General features: G+C 71.1%; 27 protein-coding genes. 13 read left to right on the forward strand and 14 right to left on the reverse strand.

Annotated elements, in window-relative coordinates:
• Nucleotides 1–47: 47 nt before the first annotated feature.
• From MWM45_RS01215 to MWM45_RS01230, 4 genes are all read left to right on the forward strand, one after another.
• Nucleotides 48–1004, forward strand: a complete 957-nt coding sequence (locus MWM45_RS01215) for a PRC and DUF2382 domain-containing protein (protein ID WP_247827782.1) — start codon at nucleotides 48–50, stop codon at nucleotides 1002–1004.
• Between the two features lie 87 nt (nucleotides 1005–1091).
• Nucleotides 1092–1529, forward strand: a complete 438-nt coding sequence (locus MWM45_RS01220; protein WP_247827783.1) for a hypothetical protein — start codon at nucleotides 1092–1094, stop codon at nucleotides 1527–1529.
• Between the two features lie 74 nt (nucleotides 1530–1603).
• A complete protein-coding gene (locus tag MWM45_RS01225) occupies nucleotides 1604–2740 on the forward strand; it encodes an aminotransferase class V-fold PLP-dependent enzyme (protein WP_247827784.1) in 1137 nt (378 codons plus the stop codon).
• Nucleotides 2741–3059: 319 nt separating this feature from the next.
• Nucleotides 3060–4889 (forward strand): immune inhibitor A domain-containing protein, encoded by a 1830-nt coding sequence (locus MWM45_RS01230; protein WP_247827785.1) that lies wholly within the window; start codon nucleotides 3060–3062, stop codon nucleotides 4887–4889.
• A 143-nt stretch (nucleotides 4890–5032) separates the two neighbouring features.
• Here the strand turns inward: MWM45_RS01230 and MWM45_RS01235 are convergent, their stop codons facing one another.
• Both MWM45_RS01235 and MWM45_RS01240 read right to left on the reverse strand, forming a co-directional pair.
• Nucleotides 5033–5782 carry a hypothetical protein gene (locus MWM45_RS01235; RefSeq protein ID WP_247827786.1) on the reverse strand — a complete coding sequence of 250 codons (750 nt, stop codon included), beginning with the start codon at nucleotides 5780–5782 and terminating at the stop codon, nucleotides 5033–5035.
• A 140-nt stretch (nucleotides 5783–5922) separates the two neighbouring features.
• The gene (locus tag MWM45_RS01240) at nucleotides 5923–6387 is read right to left on the reverse strand and encodes a GtrA family protein (RefSeq protein ID WP_247827787.1); all 465 of its coding nucleotides are present in this window, start codon (nucleotides 6385–6387) and stop codon (nucleotides 5923–5925) included.
• Between the two features lie 167 nt (nucleotides 6388–6554).
• Between MWM45_RS01240 and MWM45_RS01245 the strand changes: the two genes are divergently transcribed.
• The gene (locus MWM45_RS01245) at nucleotides 6555–7568 is read left to right on the forward strand and encodes a zinc-binding dehydrogenase (protein WP_247827788.1); all 1014 of its coding nucleotides are present in this window, start codon (nucleotides 6555–6557) and stop codon (nucleotides 7566–7568) included.
• A 24-nt stretch (nucleotides 7569–7592) separates the two neighbouring features.
• On the opposite strand, the gene MWM45_RS01250 is transcribed toward MWM45_RS01245, so the two are convergent.
• The 4 genes from MWM45_RS01250 to MWM45_RS01265 form a co-directional block, all read right to left on the reverse strand.
• The gene (locus MWM45_RS01250; protein WP_247827789.1) at nucleotides 7593–8117 is read right to left on the reverse strand and encodes a flavin reductase family protein; all 525 of its coding nucleotides are present in this window, start codon (nucleotides 8115–8117) and stop codon (nucleotides 7593–7595) included.
• A gap of 34 nt (nucleotides 8118–8151) precedes the next feature.
• Nucleotides 8152–8604, reverse strand: coding sequence for a redox-sensitive transcriptional activator SoxR (gene soxR / locus MWM45_RS01255; protein WP_247827790.1), 453 nt, complete (start codon nucleotides 8602–8604; stop codon nucleotides 8152–8154).
• On the reverse strand, nucleotides 8601–9455 hold the full coding sequence (locus tag MWM45_RS01260) for an alpha/beta fold hydrolase (protein WP_247827791.1): 855 nt from the start codon (nucleotides 9453–9455) through the stop codon (nucleotides 8601–8603). Before MWM45_RS01260 ends, soxR begins: the two co-directional genes overlap by 4 nt.
• Nucleotides 9456–9582: 127 nt before the next feature.
• Nucleotides 9583–10440: an SDR family oxidoreductase gene (locus MWM45_RS01265; RefSeq protein ID WP_247827792.1), complete on the reverse strand. Its 858-nt coding sequence runs from the start codon at nucleotides 10438–10440 to the stop codon at nucleotides 9583–9585.
• A 163-nt stretch (nucleotides 10441–10603) separates the two neighbouring features.
• Between MWM45_RS01265 and MWM45_RS01270 the strand changes: the two genes are divergently transcribed.
• Both MWM45_RS01270 and MWM45_RS01275 read left to right on the forward strand, forming a co-directional pair.
• Nucleotides 10604–11692, forward strand: coding sequence for a Gfo/Idh/MocA family protein (locus MWM45_RS01270; protein ID WP_247827793.1), 1089 nt, complete (start codon nucleotides 10604–10606; stop codon nucleotides 11690–11692).
• The gene (locus MWM45_RS01275; RefSeq protein WP_247827794.1) at nucleotides 11692–12444 is read left to right on the forward strand and encodes a ThuA domain-containing protein; all 753 of its coding nucleotides are present in this window, start codon (nucleotides 11692–11694) and stop codon (nucleotides 12442–12444) included. The genes MWM45_RS01270 and MWM45_RS01275 overlap by 1 nt, the downstream gene beginning before the upstream one ends.
• 10 nt (nucleotides 12445–12454) lie before the next feature.
• Here the strand turns inward: MWM45_RS01275 and MWM45_RS01280 are convergent, their stop codons facing one another.
• Both MWM45_RS01280 and MWM45_RS01285 read right to left on the reverse strand, forming a co-directional pair.
• Nucleotides 12455–13150: a nucleoside/nucleotide kinase family protein gene (locus MWM45_RS01280; protein WP_247827795.1), complete on the reverse strand. Its 696-nt coding sequence runs from the start codon at nucleotides 13148–13150 to the stop codon at nucleotides 12455–12457.
• Nucleotides 13151–13181: 31 nt separating this feature from the next.
• Nucleotides 13182–13928 carry a hypothetical protein gene (locus tag MWM45_RS01285; RefSeq protein WP_247827796.1) on the reverse strand — a complete coding sequence of 249 codons (747 nt, stop codon included), beginning with the start codon at nucleotides 13926–13928 and terminating at the stop codon, nucleotides 13182–13184.
• Between the two features lie 200 nt (nucleotides 13929–14128).
• Between MWM45_RS01285 and MWM45_RS01290 the strand changes: the two genes are divergently transcribed.
• Nucleotides 14129–14443: an MmcQ/YjbR family DNA-binding protein gene (locus MWM45_RS01290; RefSeq protein WP_247827797.1), complete on the forward strand. Its 315-nt coding sequence runs from the start codon at nucleotides 14129–14131 to the stop codon at nucleotides 14441–14443.
• Between the two features lie 31 nt (nucleotides 14444–14474).
• Here the strand turns inward: MWM45_RS01290 and MWM45_RS01295 are convergent, their stop codons facing one another.
• The 4 genes from MWM45_RS01295 to MWM45_RS01310 all read right to left on the reverse strand — a co-directional run bounded on the left by MWM45_RS01295 (nucleotide 14475) and on the right by MWM45_RS01310 (nucleotide 18330).
• Complete coding sequence (locus tag MWM45_RS01295; RefSeq protein WP_247827798.1) at nucleotides 14475–15464, reverse strand: acyl-CoA thioesterase; 990 nt, start codon at nucleotides 15462–15464, stop codon at nucleotides 14475–14477.
• Between the two features lie 54 nt (nucleotides 15465–15518).
• Nucleotides 15519–16562: an alcohol dehydrogenase catalytic domain-containing protein gene (locus MWM45_RS01300; RefSeq protein WP_247827799.1), complete on the reverse strand. Its 1044-nt coding sequence runs from the start codon at nucleotides 16560–16562 to the stop codon at nucleotides 15519–15521.
• A 101-nt stretch (nucleotides 16563–16663) separates the two neighbouring features.
• Entirely contained in the window at nucleotides 16664–17887 is a 1224-nt protein-coding gene (locus tag MWM45_RS01305) for an MFS transporter (RefSeq protein WP_197060607.1), read from the reverse strand.
• A gap of 167 nt (nucleotides 17888–18054) precedes the next feature.
• Nucleotides 18055–18330, reverse strand: a complete 276-nt coding sequence (locus tag MWM45_RS01310; RefSeq protein WP_247827800.1) for a hypothetical protein — start codon at nucleotides 18328–18330, stop codon at nucleotides 18055–18057.
• Nucleotides 18331–18659: 329 nt separating this feature from the next.
• On the opposite strand from MWM45_RS01310, the gene MWM45_RS01315 reads away from it, so the two are divergent.
• The 3 genes from MWM45_RS01315 to MWM45_RS01325 are packed head-to-tail and all read left to right on the forward strand — an operon-like array spanning nucleotide 18660 to nucleotide 20417.
• The gene (locus MWM45_RS01315) at nucleotides 18660–19001 is read left to right on the forward strand and encodes a thiamine-binding protein (protein ID WP_247827801.1); all 342 of its coding nucleotides are present in this window, start codon (nucleotides 18660–18662) and stop codon (nucleotides 18999–19001) included.
• 52 nt (nucleotides 19002–19053) lie between these two features.
• Nucleotides 19054–19590 (forward strand): GNAT family N-acetyltransferase, encoded by a 537-nt coding sequence (locus tag MWM45_RS01320; RefSeq protein ID WP_247827802.1) that lies wholly within the window; start codon nucleotides 19054–19056, stop codon nucleotides 19588–19590.
• A 14-nt stretch (nucleotides 19591–19604) separates the two neighbouring features.
• Entirely contained in the window at nucleotides 19605–20417 is an 813-nt protein-coding gene (locus tag MWM45_RS01325; RefSeq protein WP_247827803.1) for a spermidine synthase, read from the forward strand.
• A gap of 32 nt (nucleotides 20418–20449) precedes the next feature.
• On the opposite strand, the gene MWM45_RS01330 is transcribed toward MWM45_RS01325, so the two are convergent.
• A complete protein-coding gene (locus MWM45_RS01330; RefSeq protein ID WP_247827804.1) occupies nucleotides 20450–21340 on the reverse strand; it encodes a LysR family transcriptional regulator in 891 nt (296 codons plus the stop codon).
• Between the two features lie 132 nt (nucleotides 21341–21472).
• Here MWM45_RS01330 and MWM45_RS01335 point away from each other — a divergent pair, with 132 nt between their 5' ends.
• Both MWM45_RS01335 and MWM45_RS01340 read left to right on the forward strand, forming a co-directional pair.
• On the forward strand, nucleotides 21473–22879 hold the full coding sequence (locus tag MWM45_RS01335; RefSeq protein ID WP_272496056.1) for an MFS transporter: 1407 nt from the start codon (nucleotides 21473–21475) through the stop codon (nucleotides 22877–22879).
• Nucleotides 22876–23661, forward strand: coding sequence for a 3-hydroxybutyrate dehydrogenase (locus tag MWM45_RS01340; protein ID WP_247827805.1), 786 nt, complete (start codon nucleotides 22876–22878; stop codon nucleotides 23659–23661). Before MWM45_RS01335 ends, MWM45_RS01340 begins: the two co-directional genes overlap by 4 nt.
• Nucleotides 23662–23845: 184 nt before the next feature.
• Here MWM45_RS01340 and MWM45_RS01345 read toward each other — a convergent pair whose 3' ends face one another.
• Nucleotides 23846–25297, reverse strand: coding sequence for an NCS2 family permease (locus tag MWM45_RS01345; protein ID WP_247827806.1), 1452 nt, complete (start codon nucleotides 25295–25297; stop codon nucleotides 23846–23848).
• Between the last annotated feature and the right edge of the window lie 53 nt (nucleotides 25298–25350).

Here is a 25350-nt window from a genome sequence, read left to right on the forward strand (position 1 = left end):
TCGTCAATGCGCCGCTCCCTGCGGGCGACACCGACGACAGGAACACCATGCTCACGATGCGCGATCTCGATCCCCTTCTCGGCCACCGCACCGCGGTCGTCACGGACCAGGGGGACAGGGTGGGGTCGATCGGCGAGGTGTACCTGAACGATGCCACCGAGACGCCGACCTGGGTGACCGTCCACACGGGCCTGTTCGGCACGAAGGAGTCCTTCGTGCCGCTCGACGGCGCCACGGTGCAGGACGACCGGCTCGTCGTCGCGTATCCGCGGGACCTCATCCGGCACGCGCCGTCGATCGAGCGTGACGGCCATCTGAGCCCTGAGGACAAGGGTGTGCTGTACGCGCACTACGGCCTGGACGGGACGACGGCGGATGACGACGCGGCGGGCGACGGAGCCGACGGTGATCCCGCCGCGGGTCAGGGCGCCGCCACCCGTGAGAGGACCGACGACGGCGGACCCTGGATGATCCGCTCGGAGGAGCGGCTCCGTGTCCGGACAGAGATGCACGAGGCTGCCCGCGTCCGGCTGCGGAAGTATGTGGTCACCGAGGAGGCACGCCAGACGGTGCCCCTGCTGAAGGAGGAACTGCTGATCGAGCGGGAGCCGATCACCGCGCGCACCGCACCCGTGGGCGAGTCGCTCTTCCAGGAGGAGGTCGTGGAACTCGTGGGCCACGAGGAGCATGCCGTGATCCTGGGCAGGGAGACCGTGCCCGTCGAGCGTGTCCGGCTGGCCAGGACCACCGTCGCGGGCAGGGCCACGGTGAGGGACGAGGTGCGGAAGGAACGCATCGTCACGAGCGTCGACGGCAAGACGACAGCCGACCCCGATGCTGATGCCGCCTTCGATGCCCGCTCCCGCCGGTCGGGCGGCCGCGCGCGCGGCAGGGCCGCCGACGCCGCAGGCCGTCGCCGGGCCGCACCGGTCGACGACGAGTCGGGCAGAATCGTCACGAACAGCCCCAACCCGTTGCTCAAGGGCAGGAACAAACGGCGCTGAGGGCAGGGGCGCAGCGGAGGTCCGGTTCCCCGTCCGACCCGTCTCCGCATGCAAGGATGAAGGAACTGGGACCACACTGGGGGAATCGTGAAGAAACTACTGACACTCGCCGCGCTGCTGCTCGCGCTCACCGCCTGCGGCTCGCAGGAGCCGTCGTCCGAGGCGGCCCAGCAGCCGTCCTCCGAGGCATCCGAAGCGGCGCAGGAACCGTCGTCCGGACCATCGCAGCCGCCGACGACCGAAGCGCCGCAGCAGCTGTCCAAGGAGGACACGTGCGCCGAACTCGAGCAGGCCATCATGATCTTCGACTCCGAGCCGTCGGACGAACAGGTCGCGGAACTCGCGCTCCAGCTCGATGACCTGGCAACGAGGGCCTCAGATCCGCTGCAGGAACCGATCGACACCCTCGCCGGCCTCATCGTCAAGGGGCAGGCAGCGGCCCAGGCGGGGGCGACCGCGGATCCGGCACTCAGGGAGCAGTTCCTGGCCAGCGGCGAGACGGTCGAGAAGGAGTGCGGCCTCTAGGCCGCCAGGACCGCCGTGCTGAGGGCCGGCGGGGTGGCGGAGCGCGTCGTGGGCCGATAGCGGAGGAAAAGAGTATGACCAGTCCTGCGCAGCACGACGACGATGCGTTCGCGTCCTACCGGGCGTCCTTCACGGAAGCGCGAGGGTTCCTGAACTTCGCGAGCTACGGGCCGCCGTCGCGCGCGGTCCGAGAGCGGGTGGCGCACCTCATGGAGCTCGCCGGCGACGGCGGTCCCCGGATCGGGGGCACCCTGTACGGGGAGGACCTCCGCGCCCGGGAATCCTTCGCGCGGCTCAGCGGCTACCCCGTCGAGAACGTCGGGCTGACCGGTAGCACCTCACTCGGCCTGTTCCAGGTGGCGTTCGGCCTGACCGGAGGCTCGGTGCTCGTGAGCGCGGGCGAATTCCCCGCCAACACCTACCCCTGGCTCCGCACCAGCGCTGCGGGCCGGGCGCGCGTCGAGCTGACCGGCGGGCCCGGCACCCGCATGACGCCCGACGTCGTCGCCCGCGCCCTGACGGCCGACACCGTCGCGGTGAGCGTCAGCGCCGTGGACTTCCGCACCGGGTACCGCGCCGACCTCGCGGGCATCCGCGCGGTGATCGGTCCGGATCGGCTGCTGGTGGTCGACGGCATCCAGGCGTTCGGTGTCGCGGACCTCGACTGGACGCCGGCCGATGTCCTGGTCGCCGGCGCGCAGAAGTGGGTCCGCGCCGGCTGGGGTGTGGCCGCGCTCGCGCTGTCGCCGCAGGGCATGGAGCGGATCGAGCCGCTGCTCACCGGCTGGACGGGCGTCACCGAGTCCGGCAGGTACGACGGCGCGGAGCATCCGCCGCTGCCAGGAGCGCGGCGCTTCTCCGTCTCGAACCTCTCGCCCTACGCGACCGGCGCGTTCGCCGAGGCCCTCGCCCTGATCGAGACGGTGGGTGTGCGGGCGATCGAGGGCGCCGTGGCCGCCCACGCCCAGGCGCTCATGGGGCAGCTCGACGCCGTCGGTGTGCCGGTCCTCTCGCCGCAGGATCCATCGGACGCCGCGGGCATCGTGGTGGCCGGCATCCCCGGGCGCGCGGCCGAGGCCCACGCGGCCCTGGCGGCCGCCGATGTCACGGCGACGCTCCACGGGGAGGACCGCATCCGCTTCTCCGTGCACGCGACCACCCGCTCCGAGGTGTCCGGCGAGGCCGCGGCGGTGCTGGCACCGTTCGTCTGAGGTCACCCGCCGCCGTTCCCGTGTTCCGGACGCCGAGAGCCTGAAATGCGGCGTGTCCCGATGCGACACGCAGACGGTGGCGTCGAAGCCGGGCGCGACGGCGCGGCCCGGGCAACAGCGCGGCACTATACGACCGCGTACCCCTTCGCACCAGAGTGCAGGACGAAGATGGTTCACAGAGTGCAACTGATCGCCGAAGTGTCCGACCCCGGTGCTACGGTCCCACCAGAACATGTGACTCAGGCAACATGTTCGTCGCTGTAGGCACCGGGTCCGTGGGTGTCCTACGGCGGCCGGGACATTTCATCTAGGAGAACCCTTGAATTCCATTACTCGTACCCGGGGGCTGCGGTGCGCGGTAGCGCTGGCCGTGACCGGCGCCGTCGTGCTTGCTCCCGTGAGCGCTCAGGCAACCACGGGCCCCTCGGCGGACGCGTCGGCCGCGCCGTCGTCCTTCACCTCCTCGCCCAGCGCCGACGGCACCGCCGAACGGCTCGACGACCGCTCGGACCCCGCAGACGCAGCGCGCCGCGATCTCAACCAGCAGGCCGTCGGCAAGGTCCTCACCGGAGAGGCGAAGGTCGAGGACCGTAACGGCTCGAAGGCCGTCAAGGTGGCCCCCGGCCAGTGGGCGCAGTACGGCCTGCAGGACAGCGACCAGATCCTGTCCTTCCTCGTCGACTTCGGCGACAAGGTCGATCCGCGGTTCCCGGCGTCCACCGCCGGTCCCGCGCACGGCGCCATCAAGGAACCGGACCGCACGGTGGACAACTCCACCTACTGGACCGACTCCTTCGACCGCCAGCACTACCTCGACATGTTCTTCAGCGAGGAGGGTGAGTCCCTCAAGAGCGTCTACGGGGAGCTGTCCAGCGGCCGGTACACGGTCGACGGCGACGTCAGCGACTGGGTGACCGTCCCCTACAACTCGGCCAGCTACGGCGAGACCGAGAGCCAGGCGGACATGACCCGCTTCGTGCAGGACACCGCGAACGCCTGGTACGACTCGCAGGTCGCGGCAGGGAAGACCCCCGCCGAGATCGACGCCTACCTCGCGACGTTCGACCAGTGGGACCGCTACGACTTCGACAAGGACGGCGACTTCAACGAGGCCGACGGCTACATCGACCACTTCCAGGCCATCCACGCCGGTGAGGGCGAGGAGGCCGGCGCGGCGTCGTCGGCCATCTGGTCCCACCGCTGGGCCGTGGGCCAGGCGGGCCGCGGGACCGCGGGCCCGTCCGCGAACCCCTTCGGCGGCATCAAGATCGGCGAATCCGACGTCTGGATCCGCGACTACACCACGGAGCCCGAGAACGGCGGCCTGGGTGTCTTCGCCCACGAGTACGCCCACGACCTCGGCCTGCCGGACCTGTATGATACCAGCGGCGGCGAGAACGGCACCGGCTTCTGGAGCCTCATGAGCTCCGGCTCGTGGCTCGGACACGGCGACGGTTCGATCGGCACCACCCCGAACCACATGGGCGCGTGGGAGAAGCTGCAGCTCGGCTGGCTCGACTACGACGTCGCCACGGCCGGCGAGAAGTCCACCCACAAGATCGGTCCCTCGTTCCACGCCACGAAGGCCCCGCAGGCCGTGGTCGTGTCCCTGCCGAAGGACGCCGCCGGCAAGAACCGCTTCTACATCGCGGAGAACCGCGTGTACGCGGGCTACGACGCCACGCTCGCCACCGGCCCGTACAACTTCGGCTGGGGCGTCACCGCGCCGGACACCGTGGAGCACTACGCCTACCAGGACGGTCTGAGCATCACCTACTGGAACACCGCCCAGAGCAACAACAACACGCGCCAGCACCCGGGCGCAGGCCTGGCCCTGCCGGTGGATGCCCACCCGAAGGCACTGACGTGGTCCGACGGCACGATCGTCCGCAACCGCATCCAGAGCTTCGACGCCACATTCGGCAAGCAGGCCACCGATGCGCTCAGCCTGCACCGCGAGACGGCGGCAGGCGTCACCACGCTCACCGCCCCGTCGCGGCCCGGTGTCGCCGTCTTCGACGACACCAACCCGAACGCCTACTACGACGCCACGAACCCGCAGGGTTCCGTCGTCGTCGCCGGCACGGGGACGAAGATCGAGGTGGTCCAGTCCAACTCGACGGGCATGCTGACCCTCCAGGTCCGCTAGCTTCGAGGGTTGACCGACAGCAGGAGCCGGGAGGTCACTCCCGGCTCCTGCTGTCCCTATGCAGGGTGCCCGCAGGCATCCACCTGAATGCGAGGCCGTACTTCAGCGGCGCCGTCGGTCCGGTGCTGGTCGGGTGATGCCGGTCAGTGCGTGCCGCGTCGCCGCCGTGGCTGGGCCACGAAGGCGATCGCGAGGGCGAGGAGCAGGGCGACGATGCTCAGGATCCCGGCGACCGTGTACCGGAGCGATGTGCCCTCGGCGGGCTGCTGGAGGGCTTCGGCCTGCTCCGCCTGATCCACCTTGTCGATCCGCACCTCGTCGACCGGGGTCGGCACCCGCGAGGGTGCCGCGCCGTTCTCGGCGGGCGCCGGTACAGGCTGCGGCGCACGTGGCACCGACCGGTCGACGACGACGGATTCGCCGACGCCGGGCTGCTGCCCCCCGTCCGGAAGGGCGGGGGCCTCGGCCGGGTCCGTCTCCTTGGGTGTCGCGCCGTCGGCGGGGGAGGCGGGCGTCGTCGGAGCGTCCGCTGCGGGAGGGGCCGGTGACATGTCCGGTGCCGGCTCGGGACTGGTCGTCGGAGTCGCGGTGGGCTCGGGAGCCGTGGTGCCGGGGGCCGTGTCGATCACGTCCTCGACGGGAGGTGTCACGTCCGCCGGAGGGTCGGTCGGGACCGCAGGTTCGCTCGGGGACTGCTCGACCGGCGGCGTGGTGGGCGGCGCGGCGGGCGTCGTGCCGGTCATGGCCGGAAGGGGCGACGCGGACGGTGCGGGGGGTGACACCTGATCGGACAGCGTAGGGGCCGGAGCAGGGGACGCGTCGGCGGCCGCAGGCCCGGACAGCAGCAGTCCGATGCTGATGGCCAGGGTGGGGAGGGTTGAGGGGGCGCGCATGGCGGGGACTTCCGAAAACGGTGGTGCATGGTGGCGGGACGGCCCGTCAGCTTTGCAAGCAGGCTGACTACATCATCAACATTACGCGGCGGGCATCGGCCATCCCACCGGAATCTTCCGCTGGACAGGTGGCATCGGACTCATTCCGGGCTCTTCCCGGGAGCCGCGGCCTCCACGCCCGACCGGCCGTCGGAGGCACGGTGCGGAGACTGGAACACCACGAAGCGGTACGCGAGGTAGCGGAACACGTTGCCGAGGAGGACGCCGATGACGTTCCCGGAGATGTTGTCCGCCAAAGGGCTCCTGAAGCCCAGGACGTAGTGCGAGACGAAGAGGCAGGCCGTCGCGATGCCGAGACCCACCAGGTTGGTCAGCCCGAAGAGGATCGCTTCCTGGCGCTTCGCCCGGCCCCCGAACCCGCGGAACGTGAAGTGCCTGCTGCCCCACCAGGAGACGCCGGTCGCCAGGGCCACGGAGGACACCTTCGACGAGATGGGGCCCATGCCCAGCCCCGAGGAGAGGATGTTGAACACCGCGATGTCCACGATGAAGGCCACGGTCCCGACGGCGGTGAATGAGCCCAGCCGCTTCCAGGCGTCGCGCACGAGCCGGTCCCCTCTGTCGATGACGGTTCATTCTAGGCTTTATGTCGCAGAGGCAACCAATGGCTCGCCGAGCCCACGGCCGGCCCGTGAGGTCAAGGTTGCCGCGGGGCCACTGGTGCGGCGCGGGGCGCTGGCTAGCATGGGGGTTCACCGTCTGGGAGGACACCATGAACGAGACCATGCTTGCCGGAAGACTCGACGTCGGCACCGGGACCTTCGAGGTCAAGGAAGTTCCCGTGCCCGTGCCGGGGCCGGGCTTCGTGCGCGTGAAGGTCCAGGCCGCCGGCGTCTGCCTGTCGGACGTCCACCTGATTCAGGGGCTGCTGAAGCCGATGCACCTCCAGGGTGACGAAGTGACCCTGGGGCACGAGGTGTCGGGCAGCGTCGACCTGACGGGCGACGGCGTCGAGGGGTGGACCACGGGCGACCGCGTCGTGCTGCAGGCCGGCTACGAGTACCGGGGAGTCACCCTCACGATGGGCGTCGATTACGACGGCGGCTGGGCCGAATACGTGGTGGTGCCGGCCGGCGTGCTGGTGCCCTTGAGCGCGGGGTTCTCCTACGAGCAGGCCGCCATCATTCCCGATGCCGTCTCCACGCCCTGGGCCTCGATCGTCTCGACGGGACGCGTCCGCCCCGCCGAAGCCGTGGGTGTGTGGGGTGTCGGCGGGCTCGGCGCCCACGGCGTCCAGCTGCTCCGCATGATCGGGGCCGCCCCCATCGTCGCGGTCGACCCGCTGCCGGAGGCCCGCGAGCGCGCGCTCGCCTTCGGCGCGGATGTTGCCCTCGATCCTCTCGCCGACGATTTCGCGGCGTCGATGGCGGCAGCGACGGCAGGGCGGGGGCTGGACGTCGCCTTCGATTTCGCGGGGGTGGACGCCGTCCGGGCACAGGCTGTCGCGTGCCTGGGACGGCAGGGCCGGCTCGTGCTGGTGGGACTGAGCGGCACCCCCATCACCATCTCCGACAGCACCGCGTTCTCCTACACCCGCAAGCAGGTCCGCGGCCACTACGGGTCGGAGGCGCACCACGTGCCCGAGCTCGTGGCGCTCACGGAGCTCGGGCGTCTGGACTTCTCGCGCTCGATCAGCGACACGCTGCCGCTGCGCGACGCCGCGACCGCCGTCGAACGCCTGGAGCGCAAGGAAGGCAACCCGATCCGGCTGGTCCTGGTGCCCTGAGGCCGAGACCCCGGGCGGGGCCCGTCAGTACAGCAGCGAGTGGTCGCCCAGCCGGTGGTAGGAGCGGTTGTGGTAGACCAGCGGTGCCCCGACCGCGCCGTCGTCGCCCTGTTCGATCGCCACGACCTCCGCCGCGAGGATCATCGACCCGCCGACGGGCAGGCGGTGCAGGATGCGACACCGCAGGGCCCACGGCGCTTCCAGCAGGAGAGGCTCGCCCGTGGGCAGCGGGCGCCAGTCCACCGCCCCGCCGAAGCGATCGGCGCCGCGTGTCGCGAAGAGCTGCGCGATACCGACCTGATCGGCGCCGAGCAGATGGACCACCAGGGTGTCCGCCGCGATGAGGGCAGCCGCCGAGGACGACGCCGTCGAGACCGAGAAGGCGAGGACGGGCGGCTCGGCGGAGACGGAGGACACGGAGGACGCCGTCAGGCCGACCGGTCCGTCCACTCCCCGGGCGGTGATGACGGCGATGCCGGCCGGGTGCGTGCGGAACGCGTCCTTGAAGAGCTCGGCCGTGGCCATCGGGTGGCCGGTGGGAATCGTCATGCCGTCAACGCTAGAACCTCAACAGAGGTTGAGGTCAAATCGGCGGGTCGGGGTCCAGGAGGGTGGACCGGATGCCCCTGGAACCGGCGGCGTCGTCGGGGTTGACGAAGCCGCAGGCGGCCAGGGACAGGCAGCCGCAGCCGATGCAGCCGTCCAGCCGGTCCCGCAGGTGCTCGAGCTGCGCGATCCGCTTGTCGATCTCCTGCTGCCACGCGGCGGAGAGCCGCTGCCAGTCCGCCTGGTCCGGGACGCCGTCGGTCGGTAGCTCGGCGAACGCGCGGGCGACGGTGGCGAGCGGGATGCCCGCACGCTGGGCGGCGCCGATGACGGCGACCCGGCGGAGGATCGAGCGATCGTACCGGCGCTGGTTGCCGGTGGTGCGGCGGCTGGTGATCAGGCCCCGGCGTTCGTAGAAGTGCAGCGCGGACACGCTCATGCCGCTGCGCGCAGCCAGCTGGCCGACGGAGAGGTCCTGGTCAGTGGTCACGGCGCCTTCCGTCGGGCGTCTGCCTCGTCGAGGTCCGCCCAGAAACCGAGAATCTGCTCGGCGACGAGTCCGGGCTGCTCGAGCGGTATGAGCGTCCGCGCACCGGGAATCGTCGCCGCCGTCGCGCGGGGTGTGCGGTCGGCGGCGCTGCGGGCATCGGCCGGGGTCCAGTCGCCGCGGTCGTCGGAGGCGAGGTAGAGGCAGGGGACGCCGATCGCGGCGAGCTCCCCGGACACGTCCCGGCGGTTGAGGATGAAGGAGCGCACTGCCAGGGCGAGGCTGCGGCGCGTCGGGCGTTCCAGGCTGTCCACCACGGTCCGGCGGATCGCGGCATCACGGGCGGATGCCTCCGTGAGGATCGCCGTGATCACGCCACTGCGCACCGGCCCCGTCGGGCCGATGATCGGCAGCAAGGGAAGCAGGAGCATGGTCTTCGCCCGGAGGGCGCCCGGGATCGGCTGTGCCGGTGCGCTGATGGCCACGAGGGAGCGGAGGAGGCGGGGGCGGGCAGCCAGCTTGTAGCCGACGTGGCCACCGAAGGCGTTACCCACCCAGTCCACGGGTTCGGTGACTCCCAGTCCGGTGAGGAGGTCCTCCGCTGCATCCGCAGCCCCGTCGATGTCGGTCGTCTGCCTGAGCGGGTCGCTGAGCCCGAGTCCCGGGCCGTCGACGAGGACGAAGCGTCGGCCCGTTCCCAGGAGGGGGACGAGGGCATCCCAGGAAGTGCCGTCGACGAACATCGACGGCCACAGCACCGCGGTGGGTCCCTGGCCGTGGATGCGCACGTGAAGAGCGCCGAGGCGCGTCGGGATCCGGGTGACCTGCTGGGGTGTCGGGATCTCTTCCATCATGTGTCCGTTCCGAGGAGGGTGCACTTCGCGGTTGCTGTCTACCACAGGAGCACGTCCCCGTACAGGAGGGCGCACTCGTTCCTCCCCGCCGCCGATCGGCAGGCGTCTTCCGGTCGGCGCTGCGCCGCTACCCGCCCAGTACCTCGCCGACGTACTCCCTCAGCGGTGTGGTCGGGCGGCCGATGATCCGCGCGAGGGTGCCATCGCTCTCCGCGAGGAGCCCGTCGGCGATGTTGGCGTCGAGCGCGGCGGCGAATCCGGCGGCATCCTCGTCGAGCCCGAAACCCTTGAGCGCCGCCACGTGCTCATCGGTGCCGACCTGATGGACGGTCACCGGGCGTCCTGCGACGGCGGACACCGTTGCGGCCAGTTCGTCCATGTCCCACGGCTCGTCACCGCCGAGTTCGAGGATCTCCCCGGCGTGCTCCCCGGACAGGAGGACGACGGCGGCGGACTCGGCGTAGTCCCGGCGCGTGGCGCTCGCGACCCTCCCGCTCCCCGTGCCCGTCAGGATCTCTCCCGTGGCCGCCGCCCGGCGGATGGTGTCGGCGTAGTTCTCGGTGTACCAGTTGTTGCGCAGCACCGTGTAGGTGAGGCCTGATCCCTCGAGGAGCCCCTCGGTCGCCTTGTGCTCCGGGGCGAGCACGAGTGCCGAGGTCGAGGCCCGGGGTGCACTCGTGTAGACGAGCTCCGCCCCCACCCTGCGCGCTGCATCGATCACGGCCTTGTGCTGCACGGAGCGCTTTCCCACCTCGTTGCCGGAGATCAGGAGCACCTTCCCGGCACCCGCGAAGGCGTCCTCGAGCGTGGCCGGGTCCGCGTAGTCGATCCTGGCGGTGCGGACGCCGTGCGCGGCGAGCCCGGCGAGGGCCTCCTCGTTGCGGCCGCCGGCGACAATGGTCGAGGGGTCGACGCCGCGTGCCAGTAACTGCTCGACGACGAGCCGGCCGAGATGGCCGGTGGCGCCGGTGATGACGATGCTCATGGAGGTCCTCCTGGTCGGGCACCGGGGCGGTGCGTCTGCAGTCGACAACCCGACGCGGGCGGAAAGACTTCCCGCCCCATGGACAGCGCCCGCAGCGAGACGGTAGGACTGCTGGAGGGGCTCGCCACGCAGCCGCCGCACCCGACAGAGAAGGACAGCTTCCTTGGACGAGCACGCAACGCACGGACGACGACGCCTGAAGGTGGGTGTGGTGGGCATCGGCTGGGCCGGCCGCCAGCACCTCGAGGCCTACGCGAACAGCGAGGACGTGGAGATCATCGGCCTGGCGGGCATGGAACCGGAGCTGCTCGCCGAACTCCGGGCCGAGTACCGGATCCCCCACGCGGTCGAGCGGTGGGAGGACCTCATCGACCTCGAAGGGCTCGACGCCGTCAGTGTCGCCGTCCCCACGTTCCTCCACGCCCCCATCGCCGTCGCGGCCCTGGAGCGCGGCCTCCACGTGCTCAGCGAGAAGCCGATCGCCCGCGACGGCGACGAGGGCCGGCTCATGGTCGACGCCGCGCGCCGGGCAGGGCGCGTGCTCGACGTCGCCTTCAACCACCGGCGCCGCGGCGACATCGCGGCCCTGAAGCGCGTGATCGACGACGGCGGGATCGGGCGCCCCTACTACGCCAAGGCCTCCTGGCTGCGCCGTTCGGGCATCCCGTCGCTGGGCAGCTGGTTCACCAACCGGGAGATGGCCGGGGGCGGCCCGCTCGCGGACATCGGCGTCCACGTGATCGACTACGCGCTGCACCTGCTCGGTGAGCCGAAGGTGCTCTCGGTCTCGGCGTCCACCTATGCGGAACTCGGCCCGCAGGGCCGCGGCGGCGGAGCGTACGGCGCGCAGACCGCCGGCTCCGCCTTCGAGGTGGAGGACCTCGCGACCGCGTTCCTCCGGCTCGAGGGCGGGGTGACGCTCCTGGTCGAGGCGGGATGGGCGGCGTACCGCCCGGCGGCGGACCTCATGGACTTCCGGATCTACGGGACCGACGGCGGCGCCGAGCTGAGCCGCGTCGGGTCGCCCGCCGACGCCGTCGAGAGCCTCCACGTGTTCAGCGAGGACGGGGACTACGAGCCGGAGGTCGGCCCCTCGGCCGGACACCAGGGTGTCATCGACGACTTCCTCGCGGCCATCCGCGCGGGCGAGACGGAATGGGGGCGGCACGACGGGTCCCTGGCGCTCACGCGGGCACGCATCATCGACGCCTGCTACGCCTCCGCGGCCCAGCACCGCGAGGTGGAGCTCTGATGGTCTTCGACAGCAAACCCACCATCGTCGTCTGGAACGAGGGCGTCCACGAGGCCCGCAACCAGCCCGCGACCATCGGCGAGATGTACCCGCGGGGCATCCACGGCGCCATCGCGGAGTCCCTTGCCGACTACTTCCCGGGCTCGGACGTCACGACGGCGACCCTTGCCGACCCCGAGCACGGCCTCACCGAGGAGATCCTCGCCGGCACCGACGTCCTGCTGTGGTGGGGGCACATCGCACACGGCGACGTCGCGGACGATGTCGTGGACCGCGTGCACCGCCATGTCCTCGCCGGGATGGGCCTGGTGGTGCTGCATTCCGGCCACTTCTCGAAGATCCTCACGCGGCTCCTCGGGACCACCTGCTCGCTGAAGTGGCGCAACGACGGCGAACGCGAGCTGGTCTGGACGGTCAAGCCCTCGCACCCGATCGCCGCGGGCATCGAGAGCCCGATCGTGATCCCCGAGCAGGAGATGTACGGCGAGCTGTTCGACATCCCCGAACCGGACGACCTCATCTTCATCAGCTCCTTCGAGGGCGGCGAGGTGTTCCGCTCCGGCGTGACCTTCTCGCGCGGCAAGGGGCGGATCTTCTACTTCAGCCCGGGCGACCAGGAGTACCCGGTCTACCACCACCCGCAGATCCAGCGCGTGCTCGCCAACGGCGTCGACTGGGTCGCGCAGCCAGGCGTCGATCGAACCCCTCCGGAGGTGGCGAATCCGGCGCGGGACTGGTTCCTCACCGACTGAGGTACGTCGGTCAGCCGACGCGCCACCCGGACAGGTCGAGGATGCGGTCGGCCCTGTCCCGGGTGGCTGCCACGCGTGCGGCGTTGGGTTCGTCCACCCGGCGCACCCAGTCCTCGGCCGCCGCGGGTGTCTTCCCGAACCGGATGTGTCGCGCGACGAGGCGCTGCCGACGCAGCCCGGGCTCGACGTCGACGAACCAGACCTGGTCGAGGTGGCTCCTGGCATCCCGCCAACCCGGCGCGTCGAGCAGCAGGTAGTTGCCCTCGGTGATGAGCAGGCAGGACGCCGGCGCCACCGGCAGGGCATTGGCGAGCGGCTGTTCGAGTCCGCGCTCGAACGCCGGCGCGTAGACGGTGTGGTCGGGATCGCCCGCCAGACGAGCCAGCAGGGCGGCATAGCCGTGGGCGTCGAAGGTCTCGGGAGCGCCCTTGCGGTCCAGCAGGCCGAGGCCGATCAGGGCCTGGTCCGCCAGATGGAACCCGTCCAGGGGGACCAGGGCATGGTGCTCGGGGTCGAGCCCGGCGAGGGCCTCGGCGATGGTGGACTTCCCCGCACCGGGGGCCCCGCGATCCCGAGCAGGGTCCTCCGGCCGGGGACGGGGCCGGGCAGAAGTGCCTCCAGCTCGCCGATCGTGCTGACACTCGTCATCGCCGCGGATCCTCCTCCTGCGCCGGCCGCTCGGCCGGCGCGTCCCCGCGTCCATCATGCCGCCCCTGTGCCCCGCCCGGGCAGTACCGCTAGCCGGCGGGGCGCAGGGACGTGAGCATCGTCCTGATCTGCTGGTACTCCTCCGTCTCCATGTAGGCCTGCGGCGTGTCGATGTGCATCGGTTTGCCGGGGTAGATCTCGTACGGGTCGTAGACGCCGCCGAACGCAGCCCCGGAGGGCGGCCACGTGAAGAAATGGGCGATGGGGCAGGCTGTCGTCCCCTCCGGGAGGGGCCCGGACGTGATGCCGTAGGCCAGGGTCGACGCCGCCACGGGGTCGGTCACCGCGGGGTCCGTACGGCCTTCGAAGACGAACATCGGGATCCCCGAGGCCTGGGTCAGGGCCGGCAGCGGCTCGGAATCCAGGAGCGAGTACGGAACCTTCGCCGGACACACGGCCCCGGTGACCAGGTCCGTCCGCAGGGACGCGAGCCGCCGGCCGGCGTCATCCTCGACGGCGACGGCCACGCCCTCCGGCGGGGCCGGGGTGGAGACGACGACGGTCCAGTCCCCGGGGTGGTCGAAGGACAGGCCTCCGTCCGGGGTCGTGTAGGTGGCCCATCCAGGGTCGGCGTCGGGCGGGGCGGTGGACGGGGATCCGGACGGCGGGTCCGTGGACGCTGGAGTGGCGGCGGATGGGGTTCCGGGCGCCGAGGGGGCGTCCTGGGTCCCCGCGGTGTCGGCATCGGCGCCGGCCTCGGGAGGGGCACAGGAGGAGAGGAGGAGAGCGAGGCACACTGCCCCGGAGGACAGCAGCGCGGCGGCTGGACGACCCATGGTTACTCCTTCGTAGCGCGGGTGGATCGCTCCATGATGGTGCTGTCCGGGCGCCCGGTCAGCACCCTGCCCGGATCGTTATCAAGGCTGCGGGATCGTTGCCGATCCGTGTGCGTTTCGTGATGCGGCGCCGGCAGGATCCACGAGACCGTGCCGCAGAAGCACTGGACCGGCCGCGCGGCCGGTGCCATGGTTGGTCCATGGTCAGCGAAGACGATGTGCGTTCTGCCTGCCTTGCCCTGCCCGGGACCTCGGAGCGGCTGAGCTGGAGCCGGCCCGCCTGGTTCGCCCGGACCCTTTTCGCGCGCATGTGGGACGACACGGTCCTGACGGTCAAGACCGAGGAACGGGACGCGCTGCTGGCCTCCCAGCCGGGCGCCTTCTTCGTCCATCCGCACCATGAGCAGTACGAGTCGCTCGTGCTCGTGCGGCTCGGCCGCATCGACCTCGAGGAACTGACCGAGCTCGTCGACGAGTCCTACCGGATCGCCAACAGCACCGCCTCCAGGCGCTAGGGCGGGTGTCCTCCCGGACGGAGGGGCGCCGTCAGCCGGCCTGCTGCCGCAGGTGCGTCGGCAGGACACTGCCCGGGGCGCGGCTGCGGATCAGCAACAGGTTCCGGGCGTGGTCGTGGAGCCGCCGGTCCTCCTCGGACCTCGGCACCCAGGGCGGCACCGGCAGCGCGGTGCCCTCGTCGTCGCGCGCCACCATGACCGTGAGGCACGTGGTGGTGAGCTCCATGTCGCGGGACCTCGGGCTTCCGGAGCGGACGTGTACCGCGATGTGCATGCCCTTGGTGCCCGTGTAGACGAGCCGCGCCTCCACCTCGACGACGTCGCCGATGTGCAGGGGCTTCAGGAACCGGACACCGCCGGAGAACACGGCCACGGTGTCCCGCCCGCAGTACCGCGTGGAGCAGACGTAGGCGGCCTCGTCGATCCAGTCCATCACCGTGCCGCCGTGCACCTTCCCGCCCCAGTTGACGTCGGTGGGCGCCGCGAGGAACCGGAGGACCGTCCGCTCCGCCGTGCTGCCGTCGGTATATTCCTGGCGGCGCATCTCTTCGACGATCTCCTTGCGGACCTCGATGCGCGCGATCGCGTGGTCGCTCTCCAGACGCTCGGCCTCCGTCCGCGGTTCGAAGGGCGGCACCGGGACGGGCCTGCCCTCCGGCCCGACCGCCACGAAGATGACGAGGCACTCACTGCGCTTCCCGCCGCCGTCCCCGGTCACGGATCCGGAGGAGACCCGCGTGCGGATGTGCATGGAGGACGTACCGGTGTGGACGATCGTGGCCTCCACCTCCACGAGGTCGCCGACCAGCACGGGGTCGGCGAAGTGGATGTTCCCCACATAGGCGGTCACGCAGTAGGTCTTCGCCCACCCGACGGCGGCGGCGTAGGCGGCCTTGTCCACCCACTCCAGTACGGTGCCGGCGTCCACCGAGCCGCTGTGCCCGAGGTCGGTGGGGGAGGCGAGAAAGCGGAGGGTGACCGAATTCGACGGCGGGTCGGCGGGATGGGGCGTGGGTTCCATGCCCCAGTATCCCCATGCGCGGAGCGCCGCGGGTAGAGCGGGCACTCCGGCGCGTCACACCCCGAGGTCGACGACGGTCACCCCGCCCGTGGAGGTGTCGTCGGCCATCGCGACCAGGGCGTCGGGGACGTCGTCGAGGGCGATCCTGCGTTCGATGAGATCCTGTGGGCGCAGCCGGTCGGCGGCCACGAGGTCCAGCAGGCCCGGGTAGTCGTGGGCCGGCATGCCATGGCTGCCGAGGACGGCGAGCTCCTTCCCGATCACGGCACCCATCGGGATCACGGGGTCCGCGGGGAACAGTCCGACCTGCACGTGGCGGCCCCTCGGGCGCAGCGACAGGATGCCCACCGCGGCGGTCTCCTCGCGGCCGAGGGCGTCGACGGACACGTCCACGCCCGAGGGCGCGGCGTCCCGGACGGCGTCGAGGACGGCGGCCCGGGAGAGCCCTGCCGAATGGACGGCGCCCACGGCGCCGAAGCGGGTGGCGCGCGCCAGGGCGTTCCCGTCGATGTCCACGCCGATCACGCGCGCACCCAGCGCCACGCCGATCATGACGGCGCTCAGACCCACGCCGCCGCAACCGACCACGAGGAGGGTCTCGCCGGCGGCCAGGCGCGCCTGGTGCACGAGGCCGCGGTACGACGTCGCGAAGCGGCAGCCGAGGAGGGCGGCGGCGCCGGCGTCGAGGGAATCGCGGACGGCGACGAGGTTCGTGTCGGCGTCGTGCAGGGCCACGAGGTCCGCGAAGGAGCCCCAGTGCGTGAAGCCCGGCTGCGTCTGGTCGCGGCACACCTGGCCGTTGCCGGAGACGCATTCGGGGCAGCGCCCGCAGGCGCACACGAACGGCGTCGTGACGCGCTCGCCGACCGAGAAGCGCCGGACGTCCCCGCCCACCGCCGCGATGGTGCCCACGAGTTCGTGGCCCGGCACGTGCGGGAGGCTGATGCCGTCGTCGTGCCCCAGCCAGCCGTGCACGTCGCTGCGGCACAGGCCGGTGGCCTCGACGCGGACGACGACGCCGCGCGGCGACGGAAGGGGTTCGGGGACGTCCCGGAGGACGGGACGGGCGGAGAACTCATCGAAGCAGACGGCACGCATCGCACCATTCTGCCCCGCACCGGTGCTGCCCGCGCAGCCGGCGCGGGCCCGGTGCGCCATGCCGGCCCCGACGGGCGTGGCGGCGCGACGGACCCGCGGGGTCAGTCCGCGCGCAGCCGGTGCCGTTCCCGGCGGTCCTTGACGGTGTCCGTCGCAAGGCTCAGGGCCAGGCCCACCGCGACGATCACGATCATCGTGAAGGGGAGGACGTCGAGGCCGACGCCGTCCAGCAGGAGCCCGCCGAGAAGGGCGCCACCGCCGATGCCGATGTTGAACGCCGTCGTCTGCAGGGCGGCCGAGAGGTCGCGCGTGCGGAAGGACGCGGTGCGCAGCATGCGGGTCTGCAGCAGCGCGGGGATCCCACCGAACGCGGCACCCCACACGATGACGCCGATGAGCACCACCACGGTGTTGGAGGTCGCGAGGGCGAGGGTGAGGACGGCGGCCATGACCATCAGGACGACCCCGACGAACGCCTTCCGGGGGAAGCGGTCCGCGGCGTAGCCGGCGCCGATGAGGCCGATGATGCCCGCGCCGCCGTAGAGGAACAGGACGAGGGCCACCGATCCGGGCTCGAAGGCCGAGACGTCGGTCAGCCAGGCCGCGATGTAGGTGTAGAAGGTGTTCTGGCCGGTCAGCAGGATCAGGATGACCGTGCACAGCAGGATGACGGCGCGGAAACTCGGGTCGCGGCGCAGCGGGACGCGCTCCTCGCCCGCCTTCCGCTCCACGTGGTGGTTGACGGGCGGCAGGAACTTCACGATCACCAGGGCGAGCAGGGCCACGACCACGCCGATGATGGCGAAGGCCGCCCGCCAGCCGAGCGCGTTCCCGATCGCGGTGCCCACCGGGACGCCGAGGACGAACGCGGCCGTGCCGCCGCCCGCGGTGATGGCAACCGCCTTGCCGAGCTGGTGCGCCGGGACGAGGTGCGCGGAGTAGGCGGCGACCACGGCCCAGAACAGGCCGTGCGCCAGACCGCCGAGGATGCGCGCGGCCACGAGCACGCCGTAGGTGGGGGCGATCGCCGCGAGCACGTTCGCGACCGCGATCACCAGCAGGACGACGACGATCAGGGACTTGCGGGAGAACCGCTGCGTCACGGCGGCCAGGGGCGTGGTGGCGACGACGACCGTCCCGGCGAAGATGGTCACGAGATAGCCCGCGGTCGAGATCCCGACGTCGAGGTCCCGGGCCATGGCCGGCAGGAGGCCGGTGGGCAGGAACTCGCTCGTGACGGAGACGAAGATCGCCCCGGCGAGGGACAGCAGCCCGATGTAGGGGAACGGCGCGGTGGTGGACACCTTCGCGGAGGAAACAGACAAGGGGTACCAATCGTGTGATTTCCGGCGGTCATTGCCCGGGTGCACCGTTGAAGACCGGGAGGCATGCAGAGATCGGGCCCCATGCGTGGCGCGACTCCTGCGGCAACGCCGGCGCCACGCGGAGCATTCCCGGAACGGCCCTCCGTGCCGTCAGGCCGACGTGCGGCCTAGTGACCGCCGTTGGCGCTGACGGCGCCGCCGCCGTCCTCGTCGTCCTCGTCGTGCTGGGGGACCAGGCTGAGTGCGGGGCCGGCGTCGCGACCGTCGAGCTCGTCCGCGATCTCGTCCTTGCGAGCCGCCGTCTCGGGGTCGACCTCGCCCTCCGTCGCGAACTCGTGGTCGACCTCCCGGTGGACCTTGCTGTTGAGGACTTCGACATCCTCGTTCTTCAGCCCGCCGAGGTCCTCGGGGAACGGCTCGTCGGGGGAGATCCTGCTCTTCATGGCCATCCAATCTGCCCGCCGTGGACTGGACGGCGACCGTCCGAATCTTAAGGTCTGGCAGGGGGTGGCAACAAGCAGGCGGCTTAGCGACCGCCCGGGCGAGCCAGTACGGACAACGCCCTGCGCCGGGCCGCCGTGATCGGCTGTGCCCCCACGATCCGCCTCGTCGAGGGCGTGAACCGCTGGTACCTCGCCACGGGCAGGACCATCTTCCAGGGCCGGCGCACGCCGGCGCTGTTTCGATGCTCACGGGCCTCGGCATGAACGAGTTGCTCCGCGCGATCAGCGGGGCCTGACCCCCGGGGACCGCGGCGTGCCAGACTGGGACCATGCTCGTAGCCTTCAGCGTCGCCCCGTCCGGAACCTCCGAGTTCTCCCGCGAGAACCCCGACGGGTCGGTGCACGATGCCGTCGCCGCCGCGGTCGCCGTCGTGCGTGAATCGGGCCTGCCGAACTCCACCGACTCGATGTTCACCACCATCGAGGGCGAGTGGGACGAGGTCATGGCCGTGATCAAGCACGCCGCCGAGGCGGCGGGGCGCTACGGGAGCCGCGTGTCCCTCGTGCTCAAGGCGGACATCCGCCCCGGCCGGACGGGAGAGCTGACCGGCAAGGTGGAGCGGCTCGAGGCGGCGCTCGCCGAACAGGAACAGTTCGAGGGCCACTCCTAGCTCGGCCGCACCGGGGCGCCGTCCGGTAGCCCCGGGCCACTAAGCTGACACGGTGACACAGCCCCTGCTGACGCTGCCCTACGTGATCCGGCAAGCCGGCCCCGACGACGCCGAGGCGTACGTCAGCACCCACGTCGCCGGCCTGCACGAGACGTACGAGCACATCATGCCCCCGGAGTACCACGCGTACTACGACGCCGAACTGCCCGCCCTGATCGGACGACGCCGGGAGGCCTTCGAGGAGGCGGCGCGGACGCCCGGCGGTGCGCGGAGCTGGCTGGCGTTCGACGACGACGGCGACCCGGTGGCCATCGCGACCTCCGGCCCGGGGCGCGACGAGGACCGCCCCGACTTCGAGCTGCACCATATCTACACGCTGCGGTCCACGCACGGCTCGGGCCTCGGGCAGCGACTCCTCGACACGGCCATCGGCACCCGGGCCGCGTATCTCTGGATCCTGGACGGCAACCCGCGGGCCGAGCGCTTCTACGTCCGCAACGGCTTCGCACCCGACGGCACGTCCATGCTCTGCGGACCCACCTGGCACCACCGGCCCATGTTCCGCATGCACCGCCCCGACCACGAGTGAGAAGGCCTTCGACCATGGCGAAACCGGCAGGGCCGCGCCCCGAGATCGGCGAGTTCCCGATCGACACCGGGACGTGCGAGCTCGAGCCCGATCCGTACAGCCCGAACGGCTGGGTGCTGCGCGTCAACGGCGTCCCGAGCTCGCACATCGACCTGGACGATCCGCTGCACCTGGACTTCGAGTACATGCACTGGATCGCCTCGCTCGTCGACTCCCGGTGGGCGGCGCAGGACCGTCTGCGGGTGCTGCATCTCGGGGGAGGGGCGTGCTCGATGGCGCGCCGCTTCGCCGCGAGCCATCCCCAGGCCCGGCAGGTCGTCGTCGAGCTCGACGGGCGGCTCGCGGAGCTCGTCCGGACGTGGTTCGACCTGCCGCGCGCACCCCTGGTGCGGATCCGGGTCGGGGAGGCCCGCGCCGTGACGGAATCCCTCAGCGAGGACAGCCGGGATCTCGTCATCCGGGACGTCTTCGCGGGGGCTGTCACGCCGGCGCCACTGACGACGTCGGAGTTCACCCGCGCGGCCAAGCGCGTGCTCGCGGCCGACGGCGTGTACCTCGTCAACTGCGGCGACAGCCCCAACCTGGCGATGGCCCGGCGCGAGGCCGCGACGATCGCCGCAGAATTCAGGCACACCGCCATCATCGCCGACCCGGCGATGCTCAAGGGCAGGCGCTACGGCAACGTGATCATCGCCGGCAGCGACGCCCCCCTGGCCGAGGACCCCGGACTGGCCCGTGAACTGCTCGGCGGGGGAGTGCCCGCGCACCTCTGGCAGGACGCCCGCGTGAGGACCTTCGCCGCGAACGCGCAGCTCCTCACGGACTGAGCGCGGGCACGACGACGACCGCGCCCGCGCCGTCAGCCGCGGCCCAGGAGCTGCGGCTCCATGGCCGCGGTCGCGTGCCTCAGGGCGTCGACGACGGCGGCGATCGCCGGCTGGCGCAGCGCGTCCGCCCGCACCACGAGCCAGTAGTCGAGCTCCTCCGCGACGTCGTCGGGGAGCAGCCGCACGAGGTCGGAGTGACGGTCGGCCATGAAGCAGGGCAGCAGGCCGAGCCCCGCGCCGGCCCGGGTGGCCTCCACGTGGACGAAGACGTTGGTCGAACTCAGGGCGTCGCGCATGGTGGGCAGGAGCCGCCGGGGTGCGTCGAGGCTGTCCACCTGCAGCATCGCGTCGATGAAATACACGAGCTGATGGTCCGCGGCCTCCTCGAGCGTGGCCGGCGCGCCGTGCGCTCCGAGGTACTCCCTGGACGCATACAGCCCGAGGACGTAGGTGCCCAGCCGTTCCGCCTCCGCGCGGTGTACCTGCGGTTCGCCGACCACCACCTCGAAGTCGAGGCCCGTCCGGGTCTGCGAGGCGCGGCGCGTCGCGGTGACGATCTCGATGCGCAGCAGGGGGTTGGCGGCCCGGAGCCGGGCGAAGGCGGGAGCGGCGATGAACGCGCTGAACCCGTCCGTGGCACTCATCCGCACCACGCCCGAGAGCGCACCGTCGTCATCGCCCAGCCGGGCGACGGCCTCGGCCACGGCGGCTGCCGCGTCCGCCGCGCGACGGCCCAGGTCGGTCAGTTCCCATCCGCCGCTGCCGCGCGAGAGCACCCGCCCGCCGAGCGCCTTCTCCAGGGCCGCGATCCGCCGGGACACCGTGGTGTGGTTCAGTCCCAGCGACTCACCGGCCGTGGTGAAGCGCCCGCTCTGGGCGACGGCCAGCAACACCACGAGATCCTGGGCATTGGGGTCGGACATATCTGCAGTATTGCAGAGCTGCGGTGCCGATCTGGTCATTGGCTGCCCGGAAAGCCGCAGGGATACTCGAGATGAACCAGCCAGGGCCCGATGCGGGCCCGCACCCGTGTCAGCGTCGACAAAGGAGATCCCATGAGCGTCAATCAGCGCTCCAGTACCCCGAACAACCAGCAAGACGACGGAACATCCGGCGAGACATCAGGCCTCAAGCGGATCGTCGGAGCCGCCATGGTGGGGACGGTGGTCGAGTGGTATGAGTTCTTCCTCTACGCCACGGCGGCGAGCCTGGTCTTCGGGACCTTCTTCTTCCCCAACGCCGGCTCCGAGCTCGACGGCATCATCGCGGCCTTCCTCACGTACGCCGTCGGCTTCGTGGCGCGGCCGCTCGGAGGGATCGTCTTCGGCCAGATCGGCGACAAGCTCGGACGCAAGCACACGCTCCAGGTCACCATCATCCTCGTCGGTGTCGCCACCTTCCTCATGGGGTGCCTCCCCGGGTTCAACACGATCGGCTACTGGGCTCCGGCGCTGCTGGTGATCCTGCGCTTCATCCAGGGCTTCGCCGTCGGCGGGGAGTGGGGCGGCGCCGTGCTCCTCGTCGCCGAGCACAGCCCCAACCGGTCCCGCGGGTTCTGGTCCAGCTGGCCGCAGGCAGCCGTCCCGGTGGGCAACCTCCTCGCGACGCTCGTCCTGCTGGGCATGAGCTGGATCCTGCCGCAGGACGAGTTCCTCAGCTGGGGCTGGCGCGTGGCCTTCTGGGCCTCCGCGATCATCGTGGTGATCGGCTACTACATCCGCACGCACGTCAGCGAGGCGCCGATCTTCCTCGAGGCTCGCGAGAAGATCGAATCCGAGAAGGCGGTCAGCTACGGCGTCCTCGAAGTGGTCAAGCGGTACCCCAAGGGGGTCCTCGGGGCCATGGGGCTGCGGTTCGCCGAGAACATCCTCTACTACATCATCGTCAGCTTCACGATCGTCTACCTCAAGACCGTGCACCAGTACGACACCTCGCAGCTCCTCCTGGCCCTCCTGATCGCACACGTCGTCCACTTCCTCGTCATCCCGCAGGTGGGCAGGCTCTCGGACGCCTTCGGCCGCAAGCCGGTCTACCTCGTCGGGGTGGTCCTCGGTGCCACGTGGGCGTTCTTCGCCTTCCCGATGTTCGACACCCTGAACCCCTTCCTGATCATCCTGGCGGTCACGATCGGCCTCGTCTTCCACGCCTTCATGTACGCCGGCCAGCCGGCCATCATGTCGGAGATGTTCCCCACGCGCATGCGCTACTCCGGCGTCTCCCTGGGCTACCAGGTGACCTCGATCCTCGCGGGGTCCCTCGCGCCGATCATCGCGACGGCCCTCCTGCAGGAATACGGCAGCTGGGTTCCCGTGGCCATCTATCTCGTGATCGCCTGCGGGATCACCCTCGTCGCGGTCCTGACCCTGAAGGAGACCCGCGGCGCCTCCCTGCGCGAGGTCGACGCCGAGGATGCGCGCCGCCACGGACTGGACGAGCAGCCCACAGGACAGGCCAAGCCATGAGCACGACGGCGGCCCAGCCGGCTCCGGCCCTGACGGCGGGTCCCCTGTCCGGCCGACGGGCACTGGTCACGGGCGGTGCGAGCGGCATCGGCGCGGCCTGCGCGCGGGTGCTCGCCGGACGCGGGGCGCACGTCGTGGTCGCGGACCGGGACGAGGCCGGTGCCGAAGACCTGGCCGCGGACCTCGGCGGCGATGCGTGGGCGGTGGACCTCCTCGACACAGGCGTCCTCGAGACGCTGACGCTCGAGACGGACATCCTCGTGAACAACGCCGGGATCCAGACCGTGAGCCCCCTCGAGGAGTTCGATCCCGAGGACTTCCGCCGCATCCAGCGGCTGATGGTCGAGGTGCCGTTCCTCCTCATCCGCGCCGCGCTCCCGGGGATGTACGCGCGCGGCTTCGGCCGGATCATCAACGTCTCCTCGGTCCACGGACTGCGGGCCTCGCCGTTCAAGGCCGCCTACGTTACGGCCAAGCACGGCCTCGAGGGGCTCTCCAAGGTCACCGCCCTCGAGGGCGGCGCCCACGGCGTCACGAGCAACTGCGTCAACCCGGGCTACGTCCGCACGCCGCTGGTCGAGCACCAGCTGGTGGACCAGGCCCGCGTGCACGGCATCAGCGAGGAGGAGGTCCTCGAGAAGATCATGCTCACCGAGGCCGCGATCAAGCGGCTCGTGGAACCGGAGGAGGTCGCCTCGCTCGTCGCGTGGCTGGCGGGCGACGACGCCGGGATGGTCACCGGGTCCTCCTACGTCATGGACGGTGGCTGGTCCGCCCGCTGACGCCCGACGCCGGGAGGCGACGACGGCGGTCCCCCGACCGCCGTCGTCCCCTCCGCCCGGTGGTAGCGCCCGCGCCCGGTGGTAGCGCCCGCCCGGTGGGGACTGTCCGGTGGGACTGCCCGGTCATGCCCATCGAGCGGGTGTGTTCAGTGGGGGTCCCCGACCACGTCACGGACCCGATCGGTCAGACGCCGAGGAGCTCCTCGATCGGCCCGATGCCGAAGAACACCACGAACGCCGCAGCCACGGCCCACATCAGCGGGTGCACCTCGCGGCCCCGGCCCTGGATGGCGCGGATCAGCACGAAGGCGATGAACCCCGCGCCGAGGCCGTTCGCGATCGAGTAGGTGAACGGCATCAGGGTGAAGGTGAGGAACGCCGGGATGGCGATGCCCCAGTCGTCGAAGTCGATGCGCCCCACCTGTGCCACCATCATGAAGCCCACCACCACGAGGGCCGGAGCCACGGCCTCGAACGGCACCAGGCTGATGAGCGGGGTGAAGAACATGGCCAGGAGGAACAGCACGCCGGTCACGACGTTGGCGAGGCCCGTCCGGGCTCCCTCTCCGATGCCGGCCCCGGATTCCACGTAGATCTGGTTGGAGGAGACGGACCCGGCGCCGCCGGCCACGGCCCCGAGGGCGTCGATCACGAGGACGCGGTTCACGCCGGGGATGTTCCCCTTGGCGTCGACGAGCTTCGCCTCGTTCGCGAGGCCCACCATGGTGCCCATGGCGTCGAAGAAGATGCTCAGGAGGATGGTGAAGGTCAGCAGCGCCGCGGCGGTCCCGCCGAGGTGCCCGAAGGCGCCGAAGAGGCTCACGTTGCCGATGAGGCTGAGGTCGGGAATGCCGATCCACGAGCCGGACGGGATCTCGGGGACCACGAGCGACCAGCCGGCGGGGTTCGGCTCCTCGCCCGGGGTGAAGCTCGCGCCGACGTCGAAGACGGCTTCGAGGACGACGGCGAGCACCGTCGCCGCGAGGACGCCGATGAGGATCGCCCCGCGCACCCTGCGGACCACCAGGGCGATCGTCAGGATCAGGCCGAAGACGAACACCAGGGTGGGCCACCCGATGAGGACGCCGCCGAAGCCGAGGCCCACGGGCACGGTGGTGTTGGCGACGTCGGGGATGCGGCGCACGAAGCCCGCGTTGACCAGGCCGATCAGCGCGATGAACAGGCCGATGCCCACCACGATCGCGGTCTTCAGGCTCTCGGGGACGGCGTTGAACACCGCCGTGCGGAACCCGGTCAGGACCAGCACGAGCATGGTGAGGCCCGCGAGCATGACGAGTCCCATGATGTCCGGCCAGGTCAGGCCGGGGTTCGTCGCGACGGTGATGGCCACGAACGCGTTGACGCCGAGTCCGGTGGCGAGGGCGAAGGGGTACTTGGCCCAGGCGCCCATGACGATGGTCAGGATGCCGGCCACGAGCGCGGTCACCGCGGCGACGCGCTCGAACCCGAGTTCGGCGCCCGTGGAATCGGCGCCAGCGAGGATGAGCGGGTTGAGCACCACGATGTAGCTCATGGCGAAGAAGGTGGCGAGTCCGCCCCGGATCTCACGGGAGACGGACGACCCCCGCTGGGTGATGTGGAAGTAGCGATCCAGCACGGAACCGGTTTTGAGCATGGGAGGTCCTAGGGGGAAGGGGCGGGTCGGGGAAATTCTATCCCGGTGGCACG

Source organism: Arthrobacter antioxidans (assembly GCF_023100725.1).
GTDB classification, from domain to species: Bacteria; Actinomycetota; Actinomycetes; order Actinomycetales; family Micrococcaceae; genus Arthrobacter_D; species Arthrobacter_D antioxidans.